This is a genomic window from Flectobacillus longus (genome assembly GCF_030056705.1).
Classification (GTDB): domain Bacteria; phylum Bacteroidota; class Bacteroidia; order Cytophagales; family Spirosomataceae; genus Flectobacillus; species Flectobacillus longus.
Genome location: NZ_JASHIC010000034.1, coordinates 42,116 through 63,099, shown reverse-complemented (window position 1 = coordinate 63,099; position 20,984 = coordinate 42,116). Strand labels below are relative to the sequence as shown.

The following is a 20,984-nucleotide window of genomic DNA, read 5'->3' as shown; positions in this document are numbered from 1 at the left end:
ACCATGTGGAAAGCAACGAGAAGAAATTTTTTGATAAAAACTGGAGCTGGTCTAGGACTAGCCTTAGGTTTGGGTTGGGTAGGAAAAAAAGTAATTAGAGGTTTTATTGTCGAACAAGCAGACAAGGGTGCTTTAGTACAATTTAGTACAGATACCGAGCCGCAATATTGGTTTGAAGTACAAAAGGATAATACCATTTTATTTCATTCTCCTAAAATCGAAATGGGGCAGGGGGTGTTTTCAGCTTTGGCTCAGATTGTGGCAGAAGAATTAGAGGTTTCTATAAATCAAATTAAGGTAGTTCACAGTGCTACCTCACATGGACCAATAGACCCTAATACTACTGGGGGGAGTGATTCTATTTCGAGTACATTTTCTCAATTGTCGATGCTTGCTGCTTTGATGCGTGAAATGTTGCGTGAACGTGCGGTTGCCTTATTAGGAATACCACTCTCGAATCTTAGTGCTCAGAATGGTTATGTAATCGGTCAAGGAAAAAGCCTGTCTTACGCACAAATTGTTGCTCAAACATCTGAATGGTCGTTGCCAGATACAGAACCAACGCTGAAAAAGCCTGAAAAGTATCAAGTAATAGGCAAACCATTACCAAGAGTAGATTTGGAAGCGAAGGTAAAAGCTGAACCTATTTTTGGGATAGATGCCACTTTTCCTGATATGGTATATGCAGCTGTGGTACGCTCACCCTATTTCGGCGCTGTTAGGGGCATCGTAAATGCTCAAGAAGCTTCAAAATTTCTAGGGGTAATCAGAGTGGTCGAGCAACCTGACTTTGTGGCTATAGTGGCAAAAAGTAGATATGAGGCATTGATGGCAAAAGAGAAACTCCAAATCGCTTGGACTAGTCCTACGCCTTTACTTCAACAAAAAGAGGTTAGTGATATTGTTCAAATTGGTAAAGGTGACCTTACTGTTGTACAGGAAAATGGCGATGTGACTGGTCTTGAAGAAGGTGAGGATAGCATAAAAATTGAGTTTCATACGCCTTTGGGAGCACATGCTCAGATGGAGCCTAACGGTGTAGCAGCGTATTATAAAGACGGTAAAGTGGTGGTCAAAATGAGCACACAGTCAGTCAAAAATACTAGAAACGAAATTTCAGAAGCTACAGGTATTCGGGTCGAAGATATCGATATTCAGCCGACTTTTATGGGAGGAGGTTTTGGGCGCAGGCTTTATACCCCACATGCTTATGAAGCCGTAGTTTTGTCACAAGAGATGGGTTTACCTGTGCATGTCTTATTCGAAAGAGAACAAGAGTTTCAGAATGGGTATTTACGTCCACCGACCCATCATAAATTGAGTGCTAAACTGAATAATGGTAAAATTGAAGTCATTGAACACCAAATTGCAAGCGGAGATGTGGCATTTGGTTCGAGTTTAGTGCCAAGCTTTGCGCCTACCGTTTTGGGTGCTGACTTTGGTGCTTGGCGAGGAGGTTTGTTTCACTATGAAAATATTCAGAATAATAGTGTAAAATATTGGCGTTGCCAGTTGCCCTTTTTTACAAGTTGGTGGCGTGGCTTGGGTTTGATGGCAAACTCTTTTGCTATCGAATCATTTATCGATGAATTAGCCAAAAAAGCAAAGCAGGATCCAATTAGTTTCAGAATTACACATATTAAACCAGATGAACGTGGTCAACGACTTATTGGTGTTTTAAAAGAAGTGCAAAGAATCAGTGGCTTTGGTCAAAAAGCACTTCCTGAAGGTCACTCAATGGGTGTCGCCTGTGCAACGGATGTAAATACGCCAGTGGCGCAAGTAGCTGAAGTTAAAATTGAGAATGGGGCAATTAAAGTCCTCAAAGTATATTGTGCCATAGACCCAGGTTTAGTAATCAATCCAGATGGAGTAAAAGCTCAGTGTGAAGGCGCAATTTCTATGGGATTGAGTGCTAGTATGTTTGAAGAACTAACTATTAAAGATGGGAAAGTAACGCCAAACCAATACTTACAATATCAAATGGCTCAAATACGAGATATTCCTGATATTGAAGTTTCAATACTATCATCAGGAGATAAACCTCGTGGGGTAGGAGAGCCTCCAATGGGACCAATAGCACCAGCAATAGCCAATGCCGTTGCTAGTTTGACAGGTACCCGTATGACCAAGATTCCATTTAAGCAATATCAGTTTAACTAGGTATAATCTTGAGTGAATGATGATTGAGAGAATGAGTGGTCGTTTTAAAATATACGTGCTAGTAGCGTTGTAACCACTAGTTAATCAACATTTTATTATAAAGATGAAACTTTGAATTTTTATCAAAAAAGGCGTTCGAAAAACTTATTTCGAACGCCTTTTTTAATACTATATTTCCGTTAGATGCAAAGTGTTGTATCTCTACAGGTAAAACAATCACTGTTTCGATTAATCACAATTCACGAAATAACTATGCGTAGCTATTCAACATTACTGGCATAACTAACATCAAGATATTTTCATTTTCCTTTGTTTCGGCAGGAATAATAAGACCTGCACGATTAGGAGCTGACATTTCAATAGAAATCATGTTTGAACTCAAGTTGTTCAACATTTCGATTAAGAATTTCGCATTGAAACCAATTTCCATTGGTTCTCCTTCATAATCACACATCAACTTTTCATTTGCTTCATTTGAGTAATCCAAATCTTCAGCCGAAATAACTAAGTCATTGTGACCTAATTTCAAACGAATTTGATGCGTAGTTTTATTTGAGTAAATAGAAATACGTTTCAATGAACCCAACAATTCCTGACGATTGATTGTCAATACATTTGGATTGTTTTGAGGAATTGCATTTTCGTAGTCAGGGAAACGCTCGTCGATTAAACGACAAATCATTTTGATATTGTTGAAGCTGAAAAATGCGTTCGATGAACTAAAATCAGCTGTTACCACGGTGTCATCAGAAGGCAATGATGATTTCAATAAGTTCAAAGCCTTGCGAGGAATAATCATGCTTGACTCTTGCTCTGACTGAATATCGCTACGACGGTAACGAATCAAACGGTGACCATCTGTTGCTACAAAATTGGTGTATTGCGAATTTAATTGAACATATACCCCTGTCATAGCTGGACGCAAATCATCGCTAGAAACGGCAAAAATGGTGTTTGCAATAGCAGAACCCAATATATCGGCCCCAATTTCTACAGATAAGCTTTTGCTTACTTGTGGAACCTTAGGGAAGTCAATAGGGTTTTCGCCAGAAAGTTTATAACGACCGTTTTCGGTAATAATTTCAGTTCCAAAAGTCTCAGTATCTACTTTGAAAGTTATTGGCTGGTCTGGTAAGCCTCTCAAGGTATCGAGTAACAAGCGTGCAGGAACAGCGATTGCACCAGTATCTTGAGATTCTACTTCAAGAGTAGTAATCATCACTGTTTGCAAATCTGAAGCTGTTACAGTAAGCTGACTGTGTTCGAGTTGGAATAAAAAGTTCTCTAAAATTGGTACAATTGGGTTGTTTGTGATAACACCATTTACCGTAGAGAGTTGCTTTAATAGAACTGATGAAGATACGACGAATTTCATTAGTGCTGATTGATTTATTTGGAGCCTTTAAGTAAAAAACATTCAAAAGAATGCGTATTTACATTATTAAAAGACATGTTTAGTTATGCTACAAAAGTACGAATAAGCCTTGAAATAAACTTGGATTAGGCAAATTTTCTCTTACGTGTGTAGTTGCGTAGAAGCCCTATCAAAACCAAGATTATCATTGGAACAACCAAGTTAACGACTTGCCAATACTGGCGTTCATTTTGAAGAGCTGACTTGTCGAGTGGACGAAGTGTAATTACTTTGTTACGAGCCGAGATAACGCCATTATCGTCCAATAAATAGTCGAAGGTGTTTAATACAAAGTCTCTATTGGCAAAGGTATTTCCAGAAAAACGATCAAAGCCTAAAGGTAGTGGGGCATTATTCTTTTGGTCAAAATCATTTATGGGAATATCTCCGTCAGAACATACGACAATTTTGGTAGCAGCACTATTGGCTTTGAATGTGCTAGCACGTGGGTCACTTGGTAAAATACGATTTTTGTACAATGACTCAAATTTTCCTTCCAACAACATTCCAACAGTCTGAACGCCCCCTTTGTATTGAGTCGCATCTAAATCTTTACTTGCAAAATTATAAGTCAAAACTGCTGGGGCACTCAATAACTGCGTGTACTGCGAGGTCATTAGTAAAGGCGTCTTGTTGATACCATCTGCACGGACAGTATCTAGACTACCAACATACTTGGTATAAACTGCATCAAGGTTTTTAACAATAGGCGATTTTCCAAAAGTGTTAATTAATGGGAAATATTGCCAAGGAACCAATTGAATATTTGATTTATCTCCAAAATTGCCAATATCCATCGGGATAGCTGCACACATCTGAGCGTCTTTGATAAGATTGTGATTGAGGCGAACCCCATATTTGAAAAGTAAATCGTCGAGATTAAGATTATTAATAGTTGACAAATTAGCTTCACGAGCTGCTGAATCTACTTTTACTGCATCTACAAAGAAAACAGCTTTTCCTCCATTCATGATAAATTGGTCAATCTTGTATTTATCTTCTTCGTTAAAAGCTTGGTCTGGTTTCAAGACACATATCGCATCAAGTCCGTCCAAAGTTGGAGAATTGCGTAGGTCGACAGGATAGAGGTCATAAAACTTCCTCAAAGCTCCAATCATACTCAATTGATTGACTTCAGGCAAAGAAGTATAGTTGGTAAAGAATCCAATTTTTTTCTTTTCCTGTAAAGTCAAAGCCTTGATAGCAGAAGCCAGTTGATATTCAACACCCTCGTAAGACTGATTAAGAATCTCCTGAGGAGAAGACATTTTATTACCTTTCAATAAAAGTGTGGTAATTTCTCTATTCTGATAGGTAATAATAGCTCCAGGTAAAAGTAGTGTTTGAGTGCGTTTACCATCTTCAGAGTTGACAACATTGGTTGGAGGAATACCTTTTTGAACAAGTTCCATAATTTTTTGGTTGCGCAATTTAGTATCCTTTATTTCAGCATTTAAGTCAACAAAACGGTAGGATATATGTGCACCTCCATAAATTTTGAATTCATCAAGGGTTTCTTTTACAGCACTTTCCAAACGTTTAAATCCCGCAGGAATATCGTTGCCTGTGAGGTACACTTTGATATTGATATCTCCTTCAAGATTTTCTAATAAATTCTTAGTAGCAGGAGCAATCGTATATCGTCCCTCTTCGGTGAGGTCGATACGAAAGAAATAATAGTTAGCTAGTATGTTGAGGCCAATAATAAAGCCTAATGCGAGTGCAAATTTAATAATTTTATTTTTCATATTTTCCTTAACGATGCCAAGGCGATTTTCTTGCAAAGCTACTAATAAAACAAGAAAAGCACCTCGTTTGAGGTGCTTTTCAGTATATTTTCAAAAGAAAAAATCCTAATAGAATCTAGCTCTGTTGTCTACAACTTTCGCATGTTCCTTAATTGCTTCGTTGATATAGAACGATGCTCTTTGAGCAGCCATCATACGAGCAGAGTTTTTATACATAGTCAAGTCAGCGATTGCTGGTGCAGGAGTTGATTTAACCGATTGAACGATAAATACACCTTGTTCACCTTTAAATGGCTTTGATTTTTGACCAACTTTCAAACCGAATGCTTTACCCAATGCAGTTGGATCTGCACCAGCGCTTGACAATACGCCTTGTGCCAAAGTAATATCAGTAGCAGTTTCAACTAAAGCACCTGCACCATATTTTTGTGCTACTTGCTCCAAGCTTCCTGAAATACCACCTAATTTGTTGATAATTTGTTCAGCTTTCAATTCAGCTCTAACACGTGCTGTTAATTCGTCACGATAGTCTGCAACTTTCACTTCGTCTTTTGACGTTTTATTTGTCAAAATAGCAACGATATATTGGTTGTCATTTTGGAATACATCCGAAACTGTTCCAACTTTAGTATCATCATTGAATGCCCAACGTACAATGTCACGAGCATTAGTTAAGTTATTTACATTGCTAGAACCTTCCAACATTCTTTCAGCACGAAGCATCAAGATACTTTTATCTTTTTTAACAGCAGCATCAAATGCTTCAGAGTTAGTATTGGCAGCAGCAAAGTTATCTGCTTTGCGCAACACTTCGTCCATTGTAGCTTGACTAGGAGCGATAGTACGATTAATAGCCGCTAATTTATAACGAGTATTAGATTTTGGCTCAGTTACTTTTACAATATGGTAACCGAAATCTGTTTCAATCAAACCAGGAATCAAACCTGCTCCGCTAAATCCAAATACAGCTTTTTCGAATGGTTTTACCATTGAACCGTTGTTTTTGAAGAAACCTAAGTCACCACCTTGCTGAGCAGTACCATCCATACCATTCAAACGAGCAAGTGCTTCAAAGTTTGCACCACCTTTGATTTGCGCCATAATACCTTCTGCACGTTTACGAGCTGCTGCTTTTGACGAATCGCTTGTGTTTTCTGGACGAATCAAGATATGACTAGCACGTACTGTAAACAAAGAATCTTTCTGGATACCACCATATTTGTAGATAGAGTAAACATTGTTTTCTTTGAATGGACCGTAGATACCACCTGCAATCATTGAACCTAATTGTGTTTTTACAGCTGCTGGAACTTCTGCCAATGAAACCAAATATGGAGTCTTAACATCTGAGTTCATCATGGCAAATGCAGAGTCATTTTTAGCAACTGCTAAATCCTTCGCCAAACGCTTGATATCGTTGTAGAAAGAAGCTGTATCTTGCTTTGAAGGAATCACAGGGAACGTTACATATTGTATAGAACGTGTGTTTTCGCCTTTAAACAAGTCCTTGTGTTTTGCTAAGTATTCTTCCAATTGGCTATCTGTCACTTTCACAGTAGAGTCAGCAATAGAATAAAAAGGAACGTACAAATATTGTACATCAGCTTTAGCCGTTTGAGCTTGATAGTCTTTTTGAGCTTCAATATTTGTTGTATAAGTCGAAAGTCTCAATAAGCTTTCATACTTTGATCTCAATCTATCTTGACCCAAAGACTTCTCAAAATTAGCCCATGCTTGTTGCTGAGCAGCCGGCATAGACTTTAAGTTTTTCAGAAACTGAATAACGTAATTTTTGTCGAACTGACCAGTTTGAGGGTTTGTAAACTGCTGTCTAACAGAAGGGTGGATATTGTTACCTTGAACCATATCAACTAATTCCTCTGGAGAAACAGAAAGTCCTAGCGCTTCATATTCTTTGCCGTAAGCGAAATCCAAAAGGTATTGGTTCCATACTTGCTCACGCATCATTGCTAATTCTTGCTCACTTGGTCCACGACCTGTTTGAGCGGAGTAAGCTTGAGAGGCTTCTTCTACTTTTTTCTGAAAATCTGGAAATTTGATAGATTCTCCAGCGATTTCTCCCACCTCGTCACTACTCCCACCGAAGAAGCGAGATTTGCCTTGGAAAATGTCGCTCCCTAATAGGAATAGAATTAAACTCACAGCAATGGCTGCCGCTGCAACTCCCGATTTTTCTCTGATTTTGGTAATTAATGCCATATTTAGTACTTTAAAACGTTATGCTTTAATGGGTGAAACGAGACTCGTAGGTTGGTAGTAAAAAGGGATAGTTATTCTTCACCAATTACGAGATACAATATTCTGCACAAAAGAACCGCAAAATAATCATAATACTTTGTAATATCAAAATAGCAGTATGGCATCTTAAAAGAGATAGATGAGTTTTTCTTTTTTTTATTCAATTTTCCTATCTGAAGTAAAAGAAAAATACCTAGCTTTACTTATGTAATACACAAAACTTAATCGTTTGATTGTCAAAGTTTTGTTTGATTTATTTGCTAAATATGGAGCATTTCAAGATTTATACTGATTTATGTCAGATTAACTAAAGAATAATAAAATAATTATGAATTAATTTTAGTTAATAATGTTACTTCTGAACTGTTTTTCAGTCTTTTATAATGAATCGTGTAGTCGCCATCTACACACAGGTATCATTATTTTATAGAACTTATTTATTAAACTTCTTAAGATAGCTAGTTGTAAAAATTGGTAATTTCTCTCTAACTAATTTTTGGCTTCGACTATCCCGCACCACATGTTAAGAGTAAAGTATATACTTTTAGTCAAACACTTTGAAGGTCGAGCCTCCAAAGATGAGGAACAAGAAATAGAACTCTGGCGGAATGAAAATATTATTAATAATCTGACGTATCAACGACTTAAGCGTGTTTGGGAAGAAGACTCAAAGCGTGAGATTGTGAGTGAATCACAAAAAGAGGAGAAAATGTGGAAGAATATTTTTGATAAAATTATTTCTGAAGAAAAACCTGTTCAAGTAGGAAGCAAGTAGTTGGATACTACTCACTTCCATAATACACATATTTATTTTAAAACGCTTTGAAGCGATTCTAAAAATCTATCACACTCGGTTTGTCCCAAAGCTAAGCTTGGTAATAAACGCAAGGTGTGTTTTCCTGCATACCCACAGAAAATATGATGTTTGAATAAAAGCGTATCTCTGATTTCATCTACAGGTTGCTCAAATTCAATACCAATCATTAACCCTCTGCCTCTAAGCTCTTTGATACCTTGAATTTGTTGTAAATTACTCATTAAATAATCTCCCATTTTTGACGCATTCTCAATCAAGTTTTCTTGCTTCATCACGTCCAAAACTGCAACTGCTGCTGCACATGCCAAATGGTTGCCACCAAATGTTGTGCCTAACATCCCGAATTTTGCTTGAAACTTTGGTGAAATTAATACCCCACCAATCGGAAATCCGTTACCCATTCCTTTGGCTGTAGTAATAAGGTCTGGGTGAATATCGGCATATTGATGTGAGAAAAATTTGCCCGAACGACCATAGCCACATTGAACAGAATCAAGAATCAATGCTGCACCAGTTTTATCGCAAATTGCTCGTGCTGCTTTCAAGAATGCTTCTGATGCTACCTGAATACCACCAACTCCTTGAATACCTTCTACGATAACGGCACAAGTTTCATCTGTTACACCTTGCTCTAAAGCTTCAATGTCGTTAAATGGCAAGAAAGTTACATGTTCAGAATAGTTTACTGGTGCCACGATTGCCTTGTTGTCGGTTACTGCCACAGCACCAGCAGTACGTCCGTGAAAAGCCTTGGTAAATGCTACTACTTTTTTACGACCATTGAAAAATGATGCCGTTTTTAAAGCATTCTCGTTAGCTTCAGCACCTGAGTTACACAAGAATAAGGCATAATCTTCGTAACCTGATAGTTCACCTAATTTAGTTGCTAATTCTTCTTGAATAGGAATTTTTACTGAATTAGAGTAAAAACCAATATTATTCAATTGAGTTGTAAGCTTCTCAACATAGTACGGATGCGAGTGACCAATAGAAATCACGGCATGACCTCCGTACAAATCAAGATATTCTTGACCATTTTTATCCCATAAATAACTGCCTTTTGCTTTTACAGGCTCAATATCATATAGGGGATAAACATTGAATAGATTCATTTCTTTGTGAGTTTTGAGATAGTGAAAATGGCCCAAAAGGAAGAGAAGAAGATACTAACCGTTAGCTCAGAAAACGAATTTCTGAGCTATGTCTTTTATAATTACTTCTTCATTTTGCCGATTGTGAAGCCTAAAACAAAATAATCTTCTAAATACCAAATGCTTTGTTTGGCATAATCGCCATCACGACCTGTAGTTCGGATATTGTTTAGACGAGAAAAACCTCCTTTGATGTCGTTGCGTAAGAAAACGTGTTTGGTAATATCAAACTGTAAACCTGCTTTTAGGGCAAATCCATAACCAGCAACATTCCAGTAGTTGTTTTTGCCTACGGTAAATAAGCGAACATCACTTCGAGGAACAAATGCTCCTACGCTACCACCTACAATCCAATCAAGCCCTTGTACACCATTTTTTGCCTTCCAGAGTCTGTCATAGCGGTCTAGGTCAACACTGGCAAAGTTGAAACCATCGGTATGCTCAAAAGTTAAAAAATCTTTTGAGTTAATTGTGATTGGCGTATGATCAAAAGTGCCCACATAAGCAGGGTTTACTGTAATCGCAGGATTAGATACCTGTGCCGAAATAGTTCCTGTAATAGTGCTCTGCTGATCATTGACCATTACATATTTCATGTGATCCCAACCGATTGATACCGCCCAGTGATCACTGAAAAAATATCCTCCTCGAATATTAAATTGAGGAATCGAAAATAGCGCTGGGTCATAATATTCACGTCCTAAAGGAGAGGGAGCATCTTTGGCTACTACATCATGTAGTGTAAAGTTGTAGCCTTGACCAATAAACGTGATATCTGACTTGGTATAAGTGGAGCGGTTGTATCCCCAGTAAACAAATCCTTGCCCTTTGCGACTATAAGGTTGTTTTTCTTGAGCAATGCTCAGTGTTGGTAAAATAAGCCCAAGTAATAGTACTAGCTTTTTCATTTTTGAGAGAGTGATTGTTTAAATTGTTGGTAAAGAGAAGGTTATTTAATTCTGAAAAATTGCCAAGAACCTCCAACTTCAAAATTAAGCATTCACTCGACTTGGAAAGATGATATAAATCAGTCTGAATAGAACCTACACCAGAATTTCTAAGTCAGAGCAAAGCACATTCTTAGAAACCAACACTTTTTAGCGCCAAACCAGTTCGTTCTGGTAATCCAAAAATTAGGTTCATATTTTGTACAGCCTGACCTGATGCTCCTTTAGTAAGGTTGTCGATAATACTAGAGATTAGTAAATTTCCATTGTGTAATTCTAAGTGAATCAGGCACTTGTTGGTATTTACTACTTGTTTTACATCTATTGCCGCATCGCTTACTGTAGTAAAAGGGTGATTGGCATAATATTTTTTGTACAAATCTTTCGCTTCTGCTAAAGTACCTTCAAACTTTGTATAAACGTTTGCCATGATACCTCTAGTAAAGTTTCCACGGTATGGAATAAAATTAATAGGCTGATCAAAATCAGCTTGAAGTTCATTGAGCGTCATGCCAATTTCTGTCAAGTGCTGATGTGTAAAAGCCTTATAAATTGAAATATTGTTGTTACGCCAAGAGAAATGACTTGTTGCCGACAACGACTGTCCTGCACCCGTAGAGCCAGTTACTGCTGAGATATGAATTGCATCTTGAATTAATCCTGCTGAAGCTAATGGTAGCAAGGCCAATTCGATAGAAGTAGCAAAACAGCCAGGGTTAGCAATATGCTTGGCACCTTTGATTTTATCTCTTTGTAATTCGGCCAATCCATACACAAATCCTTCTGATTGGTCACGATAGTCTGTACTTAAGTCAATAATACTGATTTCCTTAAAGGCAGGGTTTGCTTCCAAAAACTTTTTCGACTCGCCGTGTCCTGAACAAAGGAAGGCTACATCAATATTAGTATGTAATTCGTCCGTAAAAACCAACTCTGTATCGCCTAACAAATCTGAGTGCGTAGCATAAACAGGTTTTCCAGCTTGTGATTTTGAATTGACAAAGACAATTTCGACTTCTGGGTGATTGATTAAAATTCTGAGTAACTCTCCACCTGTATATCCTGCACCACCGATAATTCCTACTTTAATCATGTTTTTTATATGATAAAAAAATGCGACAAATTTTCGTGTGTAGCCCAAGCTAAACACGAAAATTTGTCGCATGAAGTAAAACAAATATTCTTATTGCTGTTGGGCTAAGTCTGTAACTTTACGGTGAATCATTGTTTGATTCGACACAATTTTAGAGAATCCTCGGACATCATCACCTGTCCAAGCATTGTTCATTTCACCATAAGAGCCAAATATAGAAGACATTAGGTCGTACTGTGATTCGATACCTACTACAAAATAGCGGTATGGTGCCAAATGAATTTCAACTGTACCCGAAACGTTATCTTGCGTATCTGCCAAGAATGTTTCGAAGTTGCGCATTACTGGTTCCAAGAATTGTCCTTCATGTAACATCGTACCGTACATTTCGGCAATGTTTTGTTTCCAGTAAAGTTGTTGTTTAGTTAATGTATGTTTTTCAAGCAAATGGTGAGCCTTGATAATCAACAAAGGCGCTGCAGCTTCGAAACCTACACGGCCTTTGATACCAATGATTGTATCTCCAACGTGGATATCACGACCTACACCGTACGGTGCGGCAATTTCATTGAGTTTTACAATTGTTTCAACTGGCGATAATTTTTCACCGTTAAGACCTGCTAACTCACCTTTTTCAAAATGTAATTTTACAGTTTCTTCACCAGACTTTGTTACTTGAGTTGGCCAAGCTTCTTCTGGCAAATATCCATTTGAAGTAAGTGTTTCTTTACCACCAACTGAAGTTCCCCACAATCCTTTGTTGATTGAGTAAGCCGCTTTATGCCATTCTCTTACAACACCTTTTTCTTTTAGGTATTCGATTTCGGCCTCACGCGACAATTTAAGGTCACGGATAGGAGTGATGATTTCTACCTCAGGAGATAAAATTCTGAATACAACGTCAAAACGTACTTGGTCGTTGCCTGCGCCTGTACTTCCGTGAGCAATCGCTTTGGCACCGATTTGGTTAGCATACTCAGCCACAGCAGTAGCTTGGAAAACACGTTCAGCAGATACTGATAATGGATAAGTATTGTTTTTCAATACATTACCAAATATCATATAGCGGATACAATCGTTGTAGTATTTCTCAACTACATCCAATGTTACGTGCGATACCACGCCCAGTCCATAGGCTTTTTCTTCAATGTCTTTCAATTCTTCTGCCGAAAAACCTCCTGTGTTTACCAAGGCCGAATGTACTTCATAGCCACAGTCTTCTGAAAGATATTTCACGCAAAAAGAGGTATCAAGGCCTCCTGAAAATGCTAATAATACTTTTGGTTTACTCATTTTTTTATTTCGAAAGAATGGTTTAACAGTACCTCTCTTTCTGGTTGTTTATATGATCAAGATACACTTCAATTAAAATATTGGGGCAATTGTCTTTCCGAAAGTACGATACTGAATCCTAATCGCACAATTACGCAATCCCTCTTCTTAATTTACGCTCCTTACTTCTTTCGGACATTTTTAAGAACATTTTTTCTTTGATAGAGAGTAAACGTTCAAGAACTTTTACGTCTTTCAAAAAATCCCAATTGCCATGTGCTGGCTCCGACTCTGATGTTACCAAAGCTTCAGATTCACGCTGTTTGGCTTTTTTCTCCCATTCTGGGTCAAAAATCATCCCTGTACACAAGCAATGCTTGCGATCGGTACGTGAAAGTACATCGTAGTTGACACATGATTGACAACCTTTCCAGAAGGCATCGTCAACAGGTAGTTCGCTGAAGGTGGTTGGCTCATAACCCAATTCTGAGTTGATTTTCATTACTGCCAATGAAGTAGTAATACCAATGATTTTGGCATCAGGATACTTGCTGCGAGACAGTTCAAACGCTTTAGCTTTTACAGCTTTAGCTACACCGTATTTACGCCATTCTGGTTTTACAATCAAACCTGAGTTTGCCACGAATTTACCGTGTTCCCAGGTTTCGATATAGCAGAAACCAACAAACTCTCCGTTATCATCGATAGCGATGATAGCCTTGCCTTCATTGATTTTATCACGTAAATATTGTGGAGAACGCTTAGCGATTCCTGTTCCGCGTGCTTTAGCGGATTCTTCCATTTCGAGACAAATAGCCTCAGCCAGATGTAAGTGTTCAGCGGATGCGACCTGAACTTTATATTGATTCATTGAATGATAGCGATAGCGTTAACCTGCTACGGTTCAAGGAGTTAATTCGATAAAAACAGAAAATAAACTAGATAATGAGATAACCTGCCACATAGGCAAGCAAAGGAAGAGTCAGGGTCAAACCCTAAAAAAGAATGGTCGCCTGCGTGGTAACGCAGTAGGTTCAACGATGATATGTAAAAAAAGATTTTTCACTATGATATTGTAAGGTTTTGTGAAAATGAACTTGAAAGCTCAAGTATTTTTTTTACCTAATTTAAGACGACCTGTTGGTTTTTTGTAAGTATTAAAACTAAAAATCGTGCAAAGTTTACCAAAACAAAATGTAAGATGCAAGATTTTTTTTTAATAGTTTGAAAATTTAATAATACTTATCTGTATATAGGGCTATTTATTGGACTTATTGAATGTTTTTTGGGAGTATTTATACTTATAGCTACCCATTAATAGCTTAAGAGATTTGAGTTTGGAAATATGCCAATAATTCCCTAAAATTGGTTTAATAGGCACTAATAAACAGGAGCACTTGAGTGAAATAGGTGGAGCATTTTAGAGGACACTCTACACTTCAACCTTAATAAACACCTCGATTGGCCAATTGATAAAGATTAAAAATGGATGAATTAACTGCAGAAGATTTGATGTATGGGTACATGAATGGTATATTCCCTATGGCCGATACCGATGGTTCATTATATTGGTACTCGCCAGACCCACGTGCCATTATTCCTATCGAGACCTATAAACCTTCAAAATCATTACGGCCAATTCTGAATAAAAATTTGTTCGATATTCATATCAATCGGAATTTTGAAGCTGTGATGCGCCATTGTGCATTACCACGTAATGGGGAACCCGAAACGTGGATTTCGGAAGAAATTATACAAGCTTATTGTGATTTGCATAAAATGGGCATGGCACATTCTGTAGAGGCTTATATAGGTGATAGACTTGTAGGGGGGCTTTATGGCGTTGCAATTGGTGGGGTGTATTTTGGAGAGTCTATGTTTTATCTTGAACCAAACTCTTCAAAAGTAGCTTTTCATTACTTAATTGAAAATCTACGAAAACAAGAATATGAGCTACTCGATACTCAGTTTATCAACGATAATGTAAAAAGGTACGGAGCTATCGAAATCCCTAGAGCAGAGTATTTACTGATGCTCCGAAATGGAATCCAACAGCCAAGAAGCTTTGTTCCTGATACTCCAAGTATTTATTTTGACCCTAATCAAATAGAAGGATAGTGAGTGAGAAATCACGAAAATCAATCCTTATCATTTTTTTGTTTTTTCATTCCTCTATCTTTGTTGTATGACTTGCTGTAGTATTGTTTGCAGAAGTTATCATGAGAACACATTGTTCTGTTAACCCCAGTATGATAGAATTTATATAAAATGTCAAAACCAGTTTTAGTTATCAAATTTGGAACGGCCTCCATTACGCATAAAAGTGGAGAATTGAACGAGGCTGTTTTGCAAGAAATTGCTCGACAAGTAGCAATTTTGCATCAGGATTATCATATTGTATTGGTATCGTCGGGTGCAGTAGGAGCAGGAAAAGGCTTTATCAAAGAATACAAAGGAACAATCACTGAACGCAAAGCGGCGGCGGCTATTGGAAATCCCTTGTTGTTGGCCAAATACACTAAGTATTTTTCACAATACGATATAGCGATTGCTCAAAGTCTTTGCGAGCGCCAACACTTTGCCAATCGTAATCAGTTTTTACAACTAAAAGAAACCTATCAAGAGTTGTGGGACAATGGTATTATTCCAATTGCTAATGAAAATGACGTAGTAAGTAACTTAGAGTTGAAGTTTTCGGATAATGACGAATTGGCTACTCTAATTGCTACAGGCTTTGGTGCGTCGGCTTTGTTGCTTTGTACTTCTGTGGGAGGCTTACTTGATGACCAAAAGCAAATTATCTCTTTTGTTGAGCAAATTGATGAGAAAATATTAGGGTTTGTTGATACTGATAAATCGGCTTTAGGATTGGGTGGTATGGTTTCAAAGCTTAATTATACTCGGTTGGCTACTCGAATGGGAATCAAAGTTGTGATATTTGGTATGAACCAACCTGATGGCATCATCGAGGCAGTTGCTGAGAAAACAGGAACAGTGTTTGCACCTCAAGAAGCAAGTTTGACGGCACGCCAAAAATGGTTAGGTAGCGGTAGTATTATTGCAGGCAACGTTGTGGTAGATGCTGGTGCTGTAGAAGCACTGAACAAACGAAAAAGTTTGTTAGCAGTTGGTATTATTGAAGTTGATGGAGAGTTTGAAAGAGGAGAAGTTTTTGAAATCTTAGATCAATCGACCAATGTTATTGGTATTGCAAGAGCTAGAGAGTCTTCAGTAGTGATTGCTCAAAATCTTAAGACTCAAAATTTTGAGGTTGCCAACGCTGACGAAATCGTATTACTATAAAATTCAAAGGGCCATATCGGCCCTTTGAATTGTCTTCTTTACTTGATTATGAATTTGATTCGAATCTTAAAGTACGCTTCTCTTATTTATCTTCTAATCCCATCCATCTTGTTCTTGCTGACTTGGGTAAATATTGCTGTTGGCCTAAGCGCCAGTGTCTCAATAGTTATATATTTCTTTTGGTATTTGAAAAAAGATACTGCAAATGAAGTTAGAGAGATGTCTCCCCAATATTATAGCTGGGTTCATATTTTAGGAATATTAGCATTGGCTTTAGGTATAAATGTATTGTTAGGAATAGGAGAGTTTAAAAGACAAGAGTCAGACTTTATTGCAAATAATTTTAAGTATTATGATTTGATTAAACATGATTGGCCTTTGTACTATCCAGATTACAAGGTACACATGTGTTACTATTTAGGATACTATCTACCTGTTGCCCAATTAGCAAAATGGTTTTCGTTAGAGAGTGCTCGATATTTTGCTTTGGCATGGAGTGTAATAGGTTTATTTTTTGTGTTGCTGTGGATAAGCACTTTTGTGAAAAAAAACGGTATTGTGCTAGTTTTCTTTGTGATTATATTTCCGAATGCTTGGATAATATATGCCCTGATTGATTGGATAGGGTGGCATAGAGAAGTTTTTCCACACTATTTTATTCTTATTAATGATTTTTATCTTGTACTTTCCAAATTTGAGGACAATTGGGCTTGGGCTCCTCAACATACTTTGCCTGCGGTATTGGGAGCCTGTTTTGTTATAGAAGCATTTTTAAATAAGAAAGTTAGTCGACTTGAGCTTCTGCTTATGTTGCTTGCTACTATGTATTGGAGCCCTCTAGCGAGTATCGGTTTATTCCCGTTTGTATTGGTCTTATTTTTGAAAGATTTTCAAACACTTTTCAAGCAAGAAAAGCTTTCAGAGCTACTAGGAATGACTGGGTTAGTAGCGTCATTCATGCCTCTTATGATTTACTTTATCAGTACAGAAGGAGTTAATAGTGGCAATACAGGATTTATTTGGCAGACAGGAACTTCTTTATGGGTGATATACTATGCCATTTATGTGTTGGCAAATGTTGGAATTTGGTTTTATTTTATTCAATCAGATTCTTTTGAATGGAGTCCGTTAATTTATGGAAGTATGTTTTTTACTGCTATATTAGGTATTTATAGAGTTGGTCTCTACAACGATTTGAATATCCGTGGAGTAATACCTGCTTTTACTATAATGTCTTGTGGGATAAGTGTTTGGGTTATTCATAACTGGAAAAAGAAGAAATTGGGGGTCTATCTTCTAACAACATATATTGTAATAGGCGGCTTGCATTCAATACGTAATTTTGGCTTAGCAATATTACCAAGTAAGCCTCTAACTACGATTGAAAAACCCTTCATAAAAAATTACACTTCGATGCTTTCCTTTCAAGAAAGCGCCTATGGCGACACTACGGCAATTAAAGAGTATTGCTTGAAAAGAGGAGGTTTTTTTGACAAATATCTTTTGAAAAAGTAGTTATTTTTTAATAGTTAAAAACACCGAACTACCAAATGGAGTTGAATCAAAAAGTTTTCTCTCAATACTTGAACATTGATAAAAAAAACGATTTATGCCTGCACTAGGAAGAGATACATCGGATACAACTTGTGTTTTATCAATTAAATGAAGCTTAAGTTGTAGCTGTTGTAGTTGACGCACTGCCAATATGAGTGGCGATAGAAAAAAAGGCCAGTAGGTATGTTTTTTGATGGTTAAAGTTTCTGGTAAATATTGAGCATACGTTGATTTTGTAAAGCGATGCTTTCCTCCAACTGCAATATCGTGAGTCCCAAAAAACATATTAAAGGCGTTGTTATTAGTTAAAAAAATACCTTTAGGACCAAGCAATTTAGAAATACCAGCCAGTGTCGTTTTAATGGATTCTGATTCAAGACAGTACACCACGTCGTTGCAAATAATTACATCAAAAGATTCACTAGGAAAAAAATCACCTAATGCCGCAGCATTTATTTTCTGTACACTTAATCCACGTTGTTGACAAAAGCTGAGCGATGAATCAGAATAGTCTATACCTTGAATATTTGAGTATCCTTGTTTTTGAAGAAAAGTCAATAGTCCTCCTGTTCCAGCACCAACATCCAAAATTTGGATTTCCTTGTTTTGACCAAAATTCTCAACAATCTCTTCCAAGACTCTTTGATGTAGTATTTGATACCACCAGAGTTTCTCCTCTACCTCAAACATAATTTTGTATTCTTCGTGACTACTATTCAGCATGATTGATATGTTTTGATTTTATGACAAATTGTGGATGGCTATTTTGGGTCAAAAAGCCTTTTGCAACGTACTCGCCAATGATACCTAGTCCAATAGTCTGAATACTTCCAAAAATACAAATGGCGATAAATGTGGCTCCAGTATCAATCAATCCTAGAATTTGAGCAATAAGTAGTATAAAACTGAAACTCAAAGAAATTACTCCTAAACTTAGAATAATACGAACAGGTAAGAGCGAATATCCAAAAAGAATAGATAAGAATAGGGCGATTAATTTCTGAATTGTATAGCTGGATTGTCCTTCGGCCCGTGCGTGATGCTCTACCAAAACACGCCCTACATTTTTGGTTACTCTAAAAATTAAGGCATCTATATAAGGATAAGGCCCTGTATATTTACAGATTTCGGTTACAACCTCTTTTTTGATAAGCTTAAAACTCGACAAGTATAAGTTCTTAGGTTTTTCGAAAAGATAAGATGTCATTTGATTGACGAGCCAGCTTCCGAAATTGCGAAAATAATGATGCTTTTTATCTTCGTAATAACTATAAACAACATCTAAATTATCAGACTGGGCTTTATGCAAAAGCTTCAGTATTTCACTTGGAGGGTTCTGAAAATCGTCGTCGATGATTACGGCAAAATGTCCTTTGATATGATTGAGGCCACAGATTACAGCATTAAATTCCCCAAAATTTCTACGTAATGAAATAAAACTAACTCGCGGGTACCGCAGTGCTAATGAAGCACAAACTTCCTCTGAGTTATCGGGGCTCCCATCGTTTACTAAGACAATTTCGAATGAAACATGTTGTAAGGTTTCATGAAGTTTATGTACTAACAAACTAATAGATTGAGCTCCTTTATAGACAGGGATTACAACTGATAATAGCATATCTCAAATGAAAGGATGATGACTTTTAAAAATAATTGCCAAAGAAGAATCATTAACCGTTAAAATAATTGATTTTTTCGATAATATACTCAATTTCTACTTCCTGCAAAGTGGGGTTTAAAGGAATACTAAGTACTTCTTGGTGAATCTTTTCAGTAATTGGAAAACAGAGGTGATTAAATTCAGAAAGGGCTTTTTGCTTGTGTGGAGGAACTGGATAATGAATGTCAGTTCCGATTCCTTGCTGTGCTAAATAGGTACGAAGTTTATCTCTTTTCTCTGTTCTTATCACAAATAAATGCCAGACATCCTTATCAATTGAATTAGAAGGAGGTAGTACAATCGACGGGTTGTTGATTTGTTCTAAGTAGTTGCGGGCAATTTTTTGGCGATAAACATTTTCACTATCTAAATATTGCAGTTTCAAGGATAAAAAAGCTGCCTGAATTTCATCTAAACGGCTATTAAGTCCAATCTCATCAAAAACATATTTTTGAGATGAGCCATAATTTCGAAGCTGTCGATATTCATGAGCGAGCGACTCGTCATTACAGGTAATAGCGCCTCCATCTCCTAATGCTCCGAGGTTTTTGGATGGATAAAAGCTAAAACCAGCGGCATCACCTAAGTTACCTGCTTTTATGCCTAAATAAGTAGCTCCATGAGCCTGTGCGGCATCTTCAAAAATTTGTAATTGATATTTAGTAGCTACAGCTTGAATTGCGGTCATCTCACAACATTTTCCATACAAATGTGTAAGCAAAATTGCCTTTGTCTTCTTTGTAATGGCTTGCTCTAGTTGATTAGAATCAATCAAGTAAGTATCTAATAAAGGCTCTACTAACACAGGTTTTAGACCCGCATTGATAACAGCTAAAATGGTTGCAATATAAGTATTGGCAGGTACAATGATTTCTGATTGGGGGGGGTACTTATAGGCTTTTAGGATAATTGTTAGAGCATCTAGACCATTGGCAACACCTAGGCAAAAATTAGTTTCACAGTAGCTAGCAAAGCGATTTTCAAATTCAGTTAATTCTTGGCCTAAAATAAACCAACCTTTTTCAAGCTTTTCTGCAAAAATTCTTTTTAAATCATCGTGATAAGGTTTATTAGTATTTTGTAGGCTCAAAAAAGGAATAATCATAGGATTGTAATTGTCGATTGTGGGTAAGGCTCATAAATGTAGTCATCTTTGTCATAAAATTTGTTGGCTAAAACCAATAAGATGGCATCACTAGAAAATTGATCCATTACGTGCCAATCTTCTGGTGCTAGTACTAAGCATTTTTGAGGCGAATCAAGGATGAATTCTTCTTGTTTAAGGCCGTTGTCATTAAGGACACGACAACTTCCAGATATACATACTAAGGCTTGCCAAGTTTCTTTGTGCCGATGTCCACCTCGGACAGAATCTTCCTTTCCCTGAATATAAAACACTCGTCTTATATGTCCAGGGAGAATTTTTTCAAATACAGTTAAATCTCCTGCATCAGAGCTGAATGTATCCAATAGTAATAATTGACTCACTATTATTAACGAAGGTTTAAAAAGTGACGTGGTTGTATAAAGTATATTAGGTACGATTATCGATATATTTTGACCGATAACGCAGTTGATTGGAAGATATATATGTTTACAAATA

17 protein-coding genes are annotated in these 20,984 nt (G+C 37.1%); 5 read left to right on the top strand and 12 right to left on the bottom strand.

Annotation, left to right across the window (positions count from 1 at the left end):
* The first annotated feature begins 3 nt into the window (after positions 1-3).
* Positions 4-2,163: a xanthine dehydrogenase family protein molybdopterin-binding subunit gene (locus QM491_RS22120; protein WP_283329710.1), complete on the top strand. Its 2,160-nt coding sequence runs from the start codon at positions 4-6 to the stop codon at positions 2,161-2,163.
* Positions 2,164-2,413: 250 nt separating this feature from the next.
* Here QM491_RS22120 and dnaN read toward each other — a convergent pair whose 3' ends face one another.
* From dnaN to QM491_RS22105, 3 genes are all read right to left on the bottom strand, one after another.
* Complete coding sequence (dnaN, locus tag QM491_RS22115) at positions 2,414-3,538, bottom strand: DNA polymerase III subunit beta (protein ID WP_166550436.1); 1,125 nt, start codon at positions 3,536-3,538, stop codon at positions 2,414-2,416.
* Between the two features lie 125 nt (positions 3,539-3,663).
* Positions 3,664-5,325: a gliding motility-associated ABC transporter substrate-binding protein GldG gene (gene gldG, locus QM491_RS22110; RefSeq protein WP_283329709.1), complete on the bottom strand. Its 1,662-nt coding sequence runs from the start codon at positions 5,323-5,325 to the stop codon at positions 3,664-3,666.
* 105 nt (positions 5,326-5,430) lie between these two features.
* Entirely contained in the window at positions 5,431-7,545 is a 2,115-nt protein-coding gene (locus QM491_RS22105) for a peptidylprolyl isomerase (RefSeq protein ID WP_283329708.1), read from the bottom strand.
* 559 nt (positions 7,546-8,104) lie between these two features.
* Here QM491_RS22105 and QM491_RS22100 point away from each other — a divergent pair.
* Positions 8,105-8,359: a hypothetical protein gene (locus QM491_RS22100; protein WP_283329707.1), complete on the top strand. Its 255-nt coding sequence runs from the start codon at positions 8,105-8,107 to the stop codon at positions 8,357-8,359.
* Between the two features lie 32 nt (positions 8,360-8,391).
* On the opposite strand, the gene QM491_RS22095 is transcribed toward QM491_RS22100, so the two are convergent.
* The 5 genes from QM491_RS22095 to QM491_RS22075 form a co-directional block, all read right to left on the bottom strand.
* Entirely contained in the window at positions 8,392-9,513 is a 1,122-nt protein-coding gene (locus QM491_RS22095; protein WP_283329706.1) for an aspartate aminotransferase family protein, read from the bottom strand.
* A 101-nt stretch (positions 9,514-9,614) separates the two neighbouring features.
* Positions 9,615-10,460, bottom strand: coding sequence for a hypothetical protein (locus tag QM491_RS22090; RefSeq protein WP_283329705.1), 846 nt, complete (start codon positions 10,458-10,460; stop codon positions 9,615-9,617).
* A gap of 172 nt (positions 10,461-10,632) precedes the next feature.
* Complete coding sequence (gene argC, locus QM491_RS22085; protein ID WP_283329704.1) at positions 10,633-11,592, bottom strand: N-acetyl-gamma-glutamyl-phosphate reductase; 960 nt, start codon at positions 11,590-11,592, stop codon at positions 10,633-10,635.
* A 90-nt stretch (positions 11,593-11,682) separates the two neighbouring features.
* Positions 11,683-12,885, bottom strand: coding sequence for an argininosuccinate synthase (gene argG / locus QM491_RS22080; RefSeq protein WP_283329703.1), 1,203 nt, complete (start codon positions 12,883-12,885; stop codon positions 11,683-11,685).
* Positions 12,886-13,015: 130 nt separating this feature from the next.
* Positions 13,016-13,735, bottom strand: a complete 720-nt coding sequence (locus QM491_RS22075) for a GNAT family N-acetyltransferase (RefSeq protein ID WP_283329702.1) — start codon at positions 13,733-13,735, stop codon at positions 13,016-13,018.
* A gap of 614 nt (positions 13,736-14,349) precedes the next feature.
* Between QM491_RS22075 and aat the strand changes: the two genes are divergently transcribed.
* From aat to QM491_RS22060, 3 genes are all read left to right on the top strand, one after another.
* Positions 14,350-14,982: a leucyl/phenylalanyl-tRNA--protein transferase gene (gene aat / locus QM491_RS22070; RefSeq protein WP_283329701.1), complete on the top strand. Its 633-nt coding sequence runs from the start codon at positions 14,350-14,352 to the stop codon at positions 14,980-14,982.
* 150 nt (positions 14,983-15,132) lie between these two features.
* Complete coding sequence (proB, locus tag QM491_RS22065) at positions 15,133-16,167, top strand: glutamate 5-kinase (protein WP_283329700.1); 1,035 nt, start codon at positions 15,133-15,135, stop codon at positions 16,165-16,167.
* A 219-nt stretch (positions 16,168-16,386) separates the two neighbouring features.
* On the top strand, positions 16,387-17,682 hold the full coding sequence (locus QM491_RS22060) for a hypothetical protein (RefSeq protein WP_283329699.1): 1,296 nt from the start codon (positions 16,387-16,389) through the stop codon (positions 17,680-17,682).
* On the opposite strand, the gene QM491_RS22055 is transcribed toward QM491_RS22060, so the two are convergent.
* From QM491_RS22055 to QM491_RS22040, 4 genes are read right to left on the bottom strand one after another with little or no spacing between them, the layout of a single operon-like run.
* Positions 17,683-18,444 carry a class I SAM-dependent methyltransferase gene (locus tag QM491_RS22055; RefSeq protein ID WP_283329698.1) on the bottom strand — a complete coding sequence of 254 codons (762 nt, stop codon included), beginning with the start codon at positions 18,442-18,444 and terminating at the stop codon, positions 17,683-17,685.
* Positions 18,434-19,339, bottom strand: a complete 906-nt coding sequence (locus QM491_RS22050; RefSeq protein ID WP_283329697.1) for a glycosyltransferase family 2 protein — start codon at positions 19,337-19,339, stop codon at positions 18,434-18,436. Before QM491_RS22050 ends, QM491_RS22055 begins: the two co-directional genes overlap by 11 nt.
* 52 nt (positions 19,340-19,391) lie before the next feature.
* Entirely contained in the window at positions 19,392-20,486 is a 1,095-nt protein-coding gene (locus QM491_RS22045) for a DegT/DnrJ/EryC1/StrS family aminotransferase (protein ID WP_310589600.1), read from the bottom strand.
* On the bottom strand, positions 20,483-20,869 hold the full coding sequence (locus QM491_RS22040) for a sugar 3,4-ketoisomerase (protein WP_283329696.1): 387 nt from the start codon (positions 20,867-20,869) through the stop codon (positions 20,483-20,485). Before QM491_RS22040 ends, QM491_RS22045 begins: the two co-directional genes overlap by 4 nt.
* Positions 20,870-20,984: the final 115 nt, after the last annotated feature.

Excerpts from the sequence above, each read along its gene's own strand:
- QM491_RS22120 (WP_283329710.1), top strand. The coding sequence starts at position 4 with ATGTGGAAAGCAACGAGAAGAAATTTTTTGATAAAAACTGGAGCTGGT.
- dnaN (WP_166550436.1), bottom strand. The coding sequence starts at position 3,538 with ATGAAATTCGTCGTATCTTCATCAGTTCTATTAAAGCAACTCTCTACG.
- gldG (WP_283329709.1), bottom strand. The coding sequence starts at position 5,325 with ATGAAAAATAAAATTATTAAATTTGCACTCGCATTAGGCTTTATTATT.
- QM491_RS22105 (WP_283329708.1), bottom strand. The coding sequence starts at position 7,545 with ATGGCATTAATTACCAAAATCAGAGAAAAATCGGGAGTTGCAGCGGCA.
- QM491_RS22100 (WP_283329707.1), top strand. The coding sequence starts at position 8,105 with ATGTTAAGAGTAAAGTATATACTTTTAGTCAAACACTTTGAAGGTCGA.
- QM491_RS22095 (WP_283329706.1), bottom strand. The coding sequence starts at position 9,513 with ATGAATCTATTCAATGTTTATCCCCTATATGATATTGAGCCTGTAAAA.
- QM491_RS22090 (WP_283329705.1), bottom strand. The coding sequence starts at position 10,460 with ATGAAAAAGCTAGTACTATTACTTGGGCTTATTTTACCAACACTGAGC.
- argC (WP_283329704.1), bottom strand. The coding sequence starts at position 11,592 with ATGATTAAAGTAGGAATTATCGGTGGTGCAGGATATACAGGTGGAGAG.
- argG (WP_283329703.1), bottom strand. The coding sequence starts at position 12,885 with ATGAGTAAACCAAAAGTATTATTAGCATTTTCAGGAGGCCTTGATACC.
- QM491_RS22075 (WP_283329702.1), bottom strand. The coding sequence starts at position 13,735 with ATGAATCAATATAAAGTTCAGGTCGCATCCGCTGAACACTTACATCTG.
- aat (WP_283329701.1), top strand. The coding sequence starts at position 14,350 with ATGGATGAATTAACTGCAGAAGATTTGATGTATGGGTACATGAATGGT.
- proB (WP_283329700.1), top strand. The coding sequence starts at position 15,133 with ATGTCAAAACCAGTTTTAGTTATCAAATTTGGAACGGCCTCCATTACG.
- QM491_RS22060 (WP_283329699.1), top strand. The coding sequence starts at position 16,387 with ATGTCTCCCCAATATTATAGCTGGGTTCATATTTTAGGAATATTAGCA.
- QM491_RS22055 (WP_283329698.1), bottom strand. The coding sequence starts at position 18,444 with ATGCTGAATAGTAGTCACGAAGAATACAAAATTATGTTTGAGGTAGAG.
- QM491_RS22050 (WP_283329697.1), bottom strand. The coding sequence starts at position 19,339 with ATGCTATTATCAGTTGTAATCCCTGTCTATAAAGGAGCTCAATCTATT.
- QM491_RS22045 (WP_310589600.1), bottom strand. The coding sequence starts at position 20,486 with ATGATTATTCCTTTTTTGAGCCTACAAAATACTAATAAACCTTATCAC.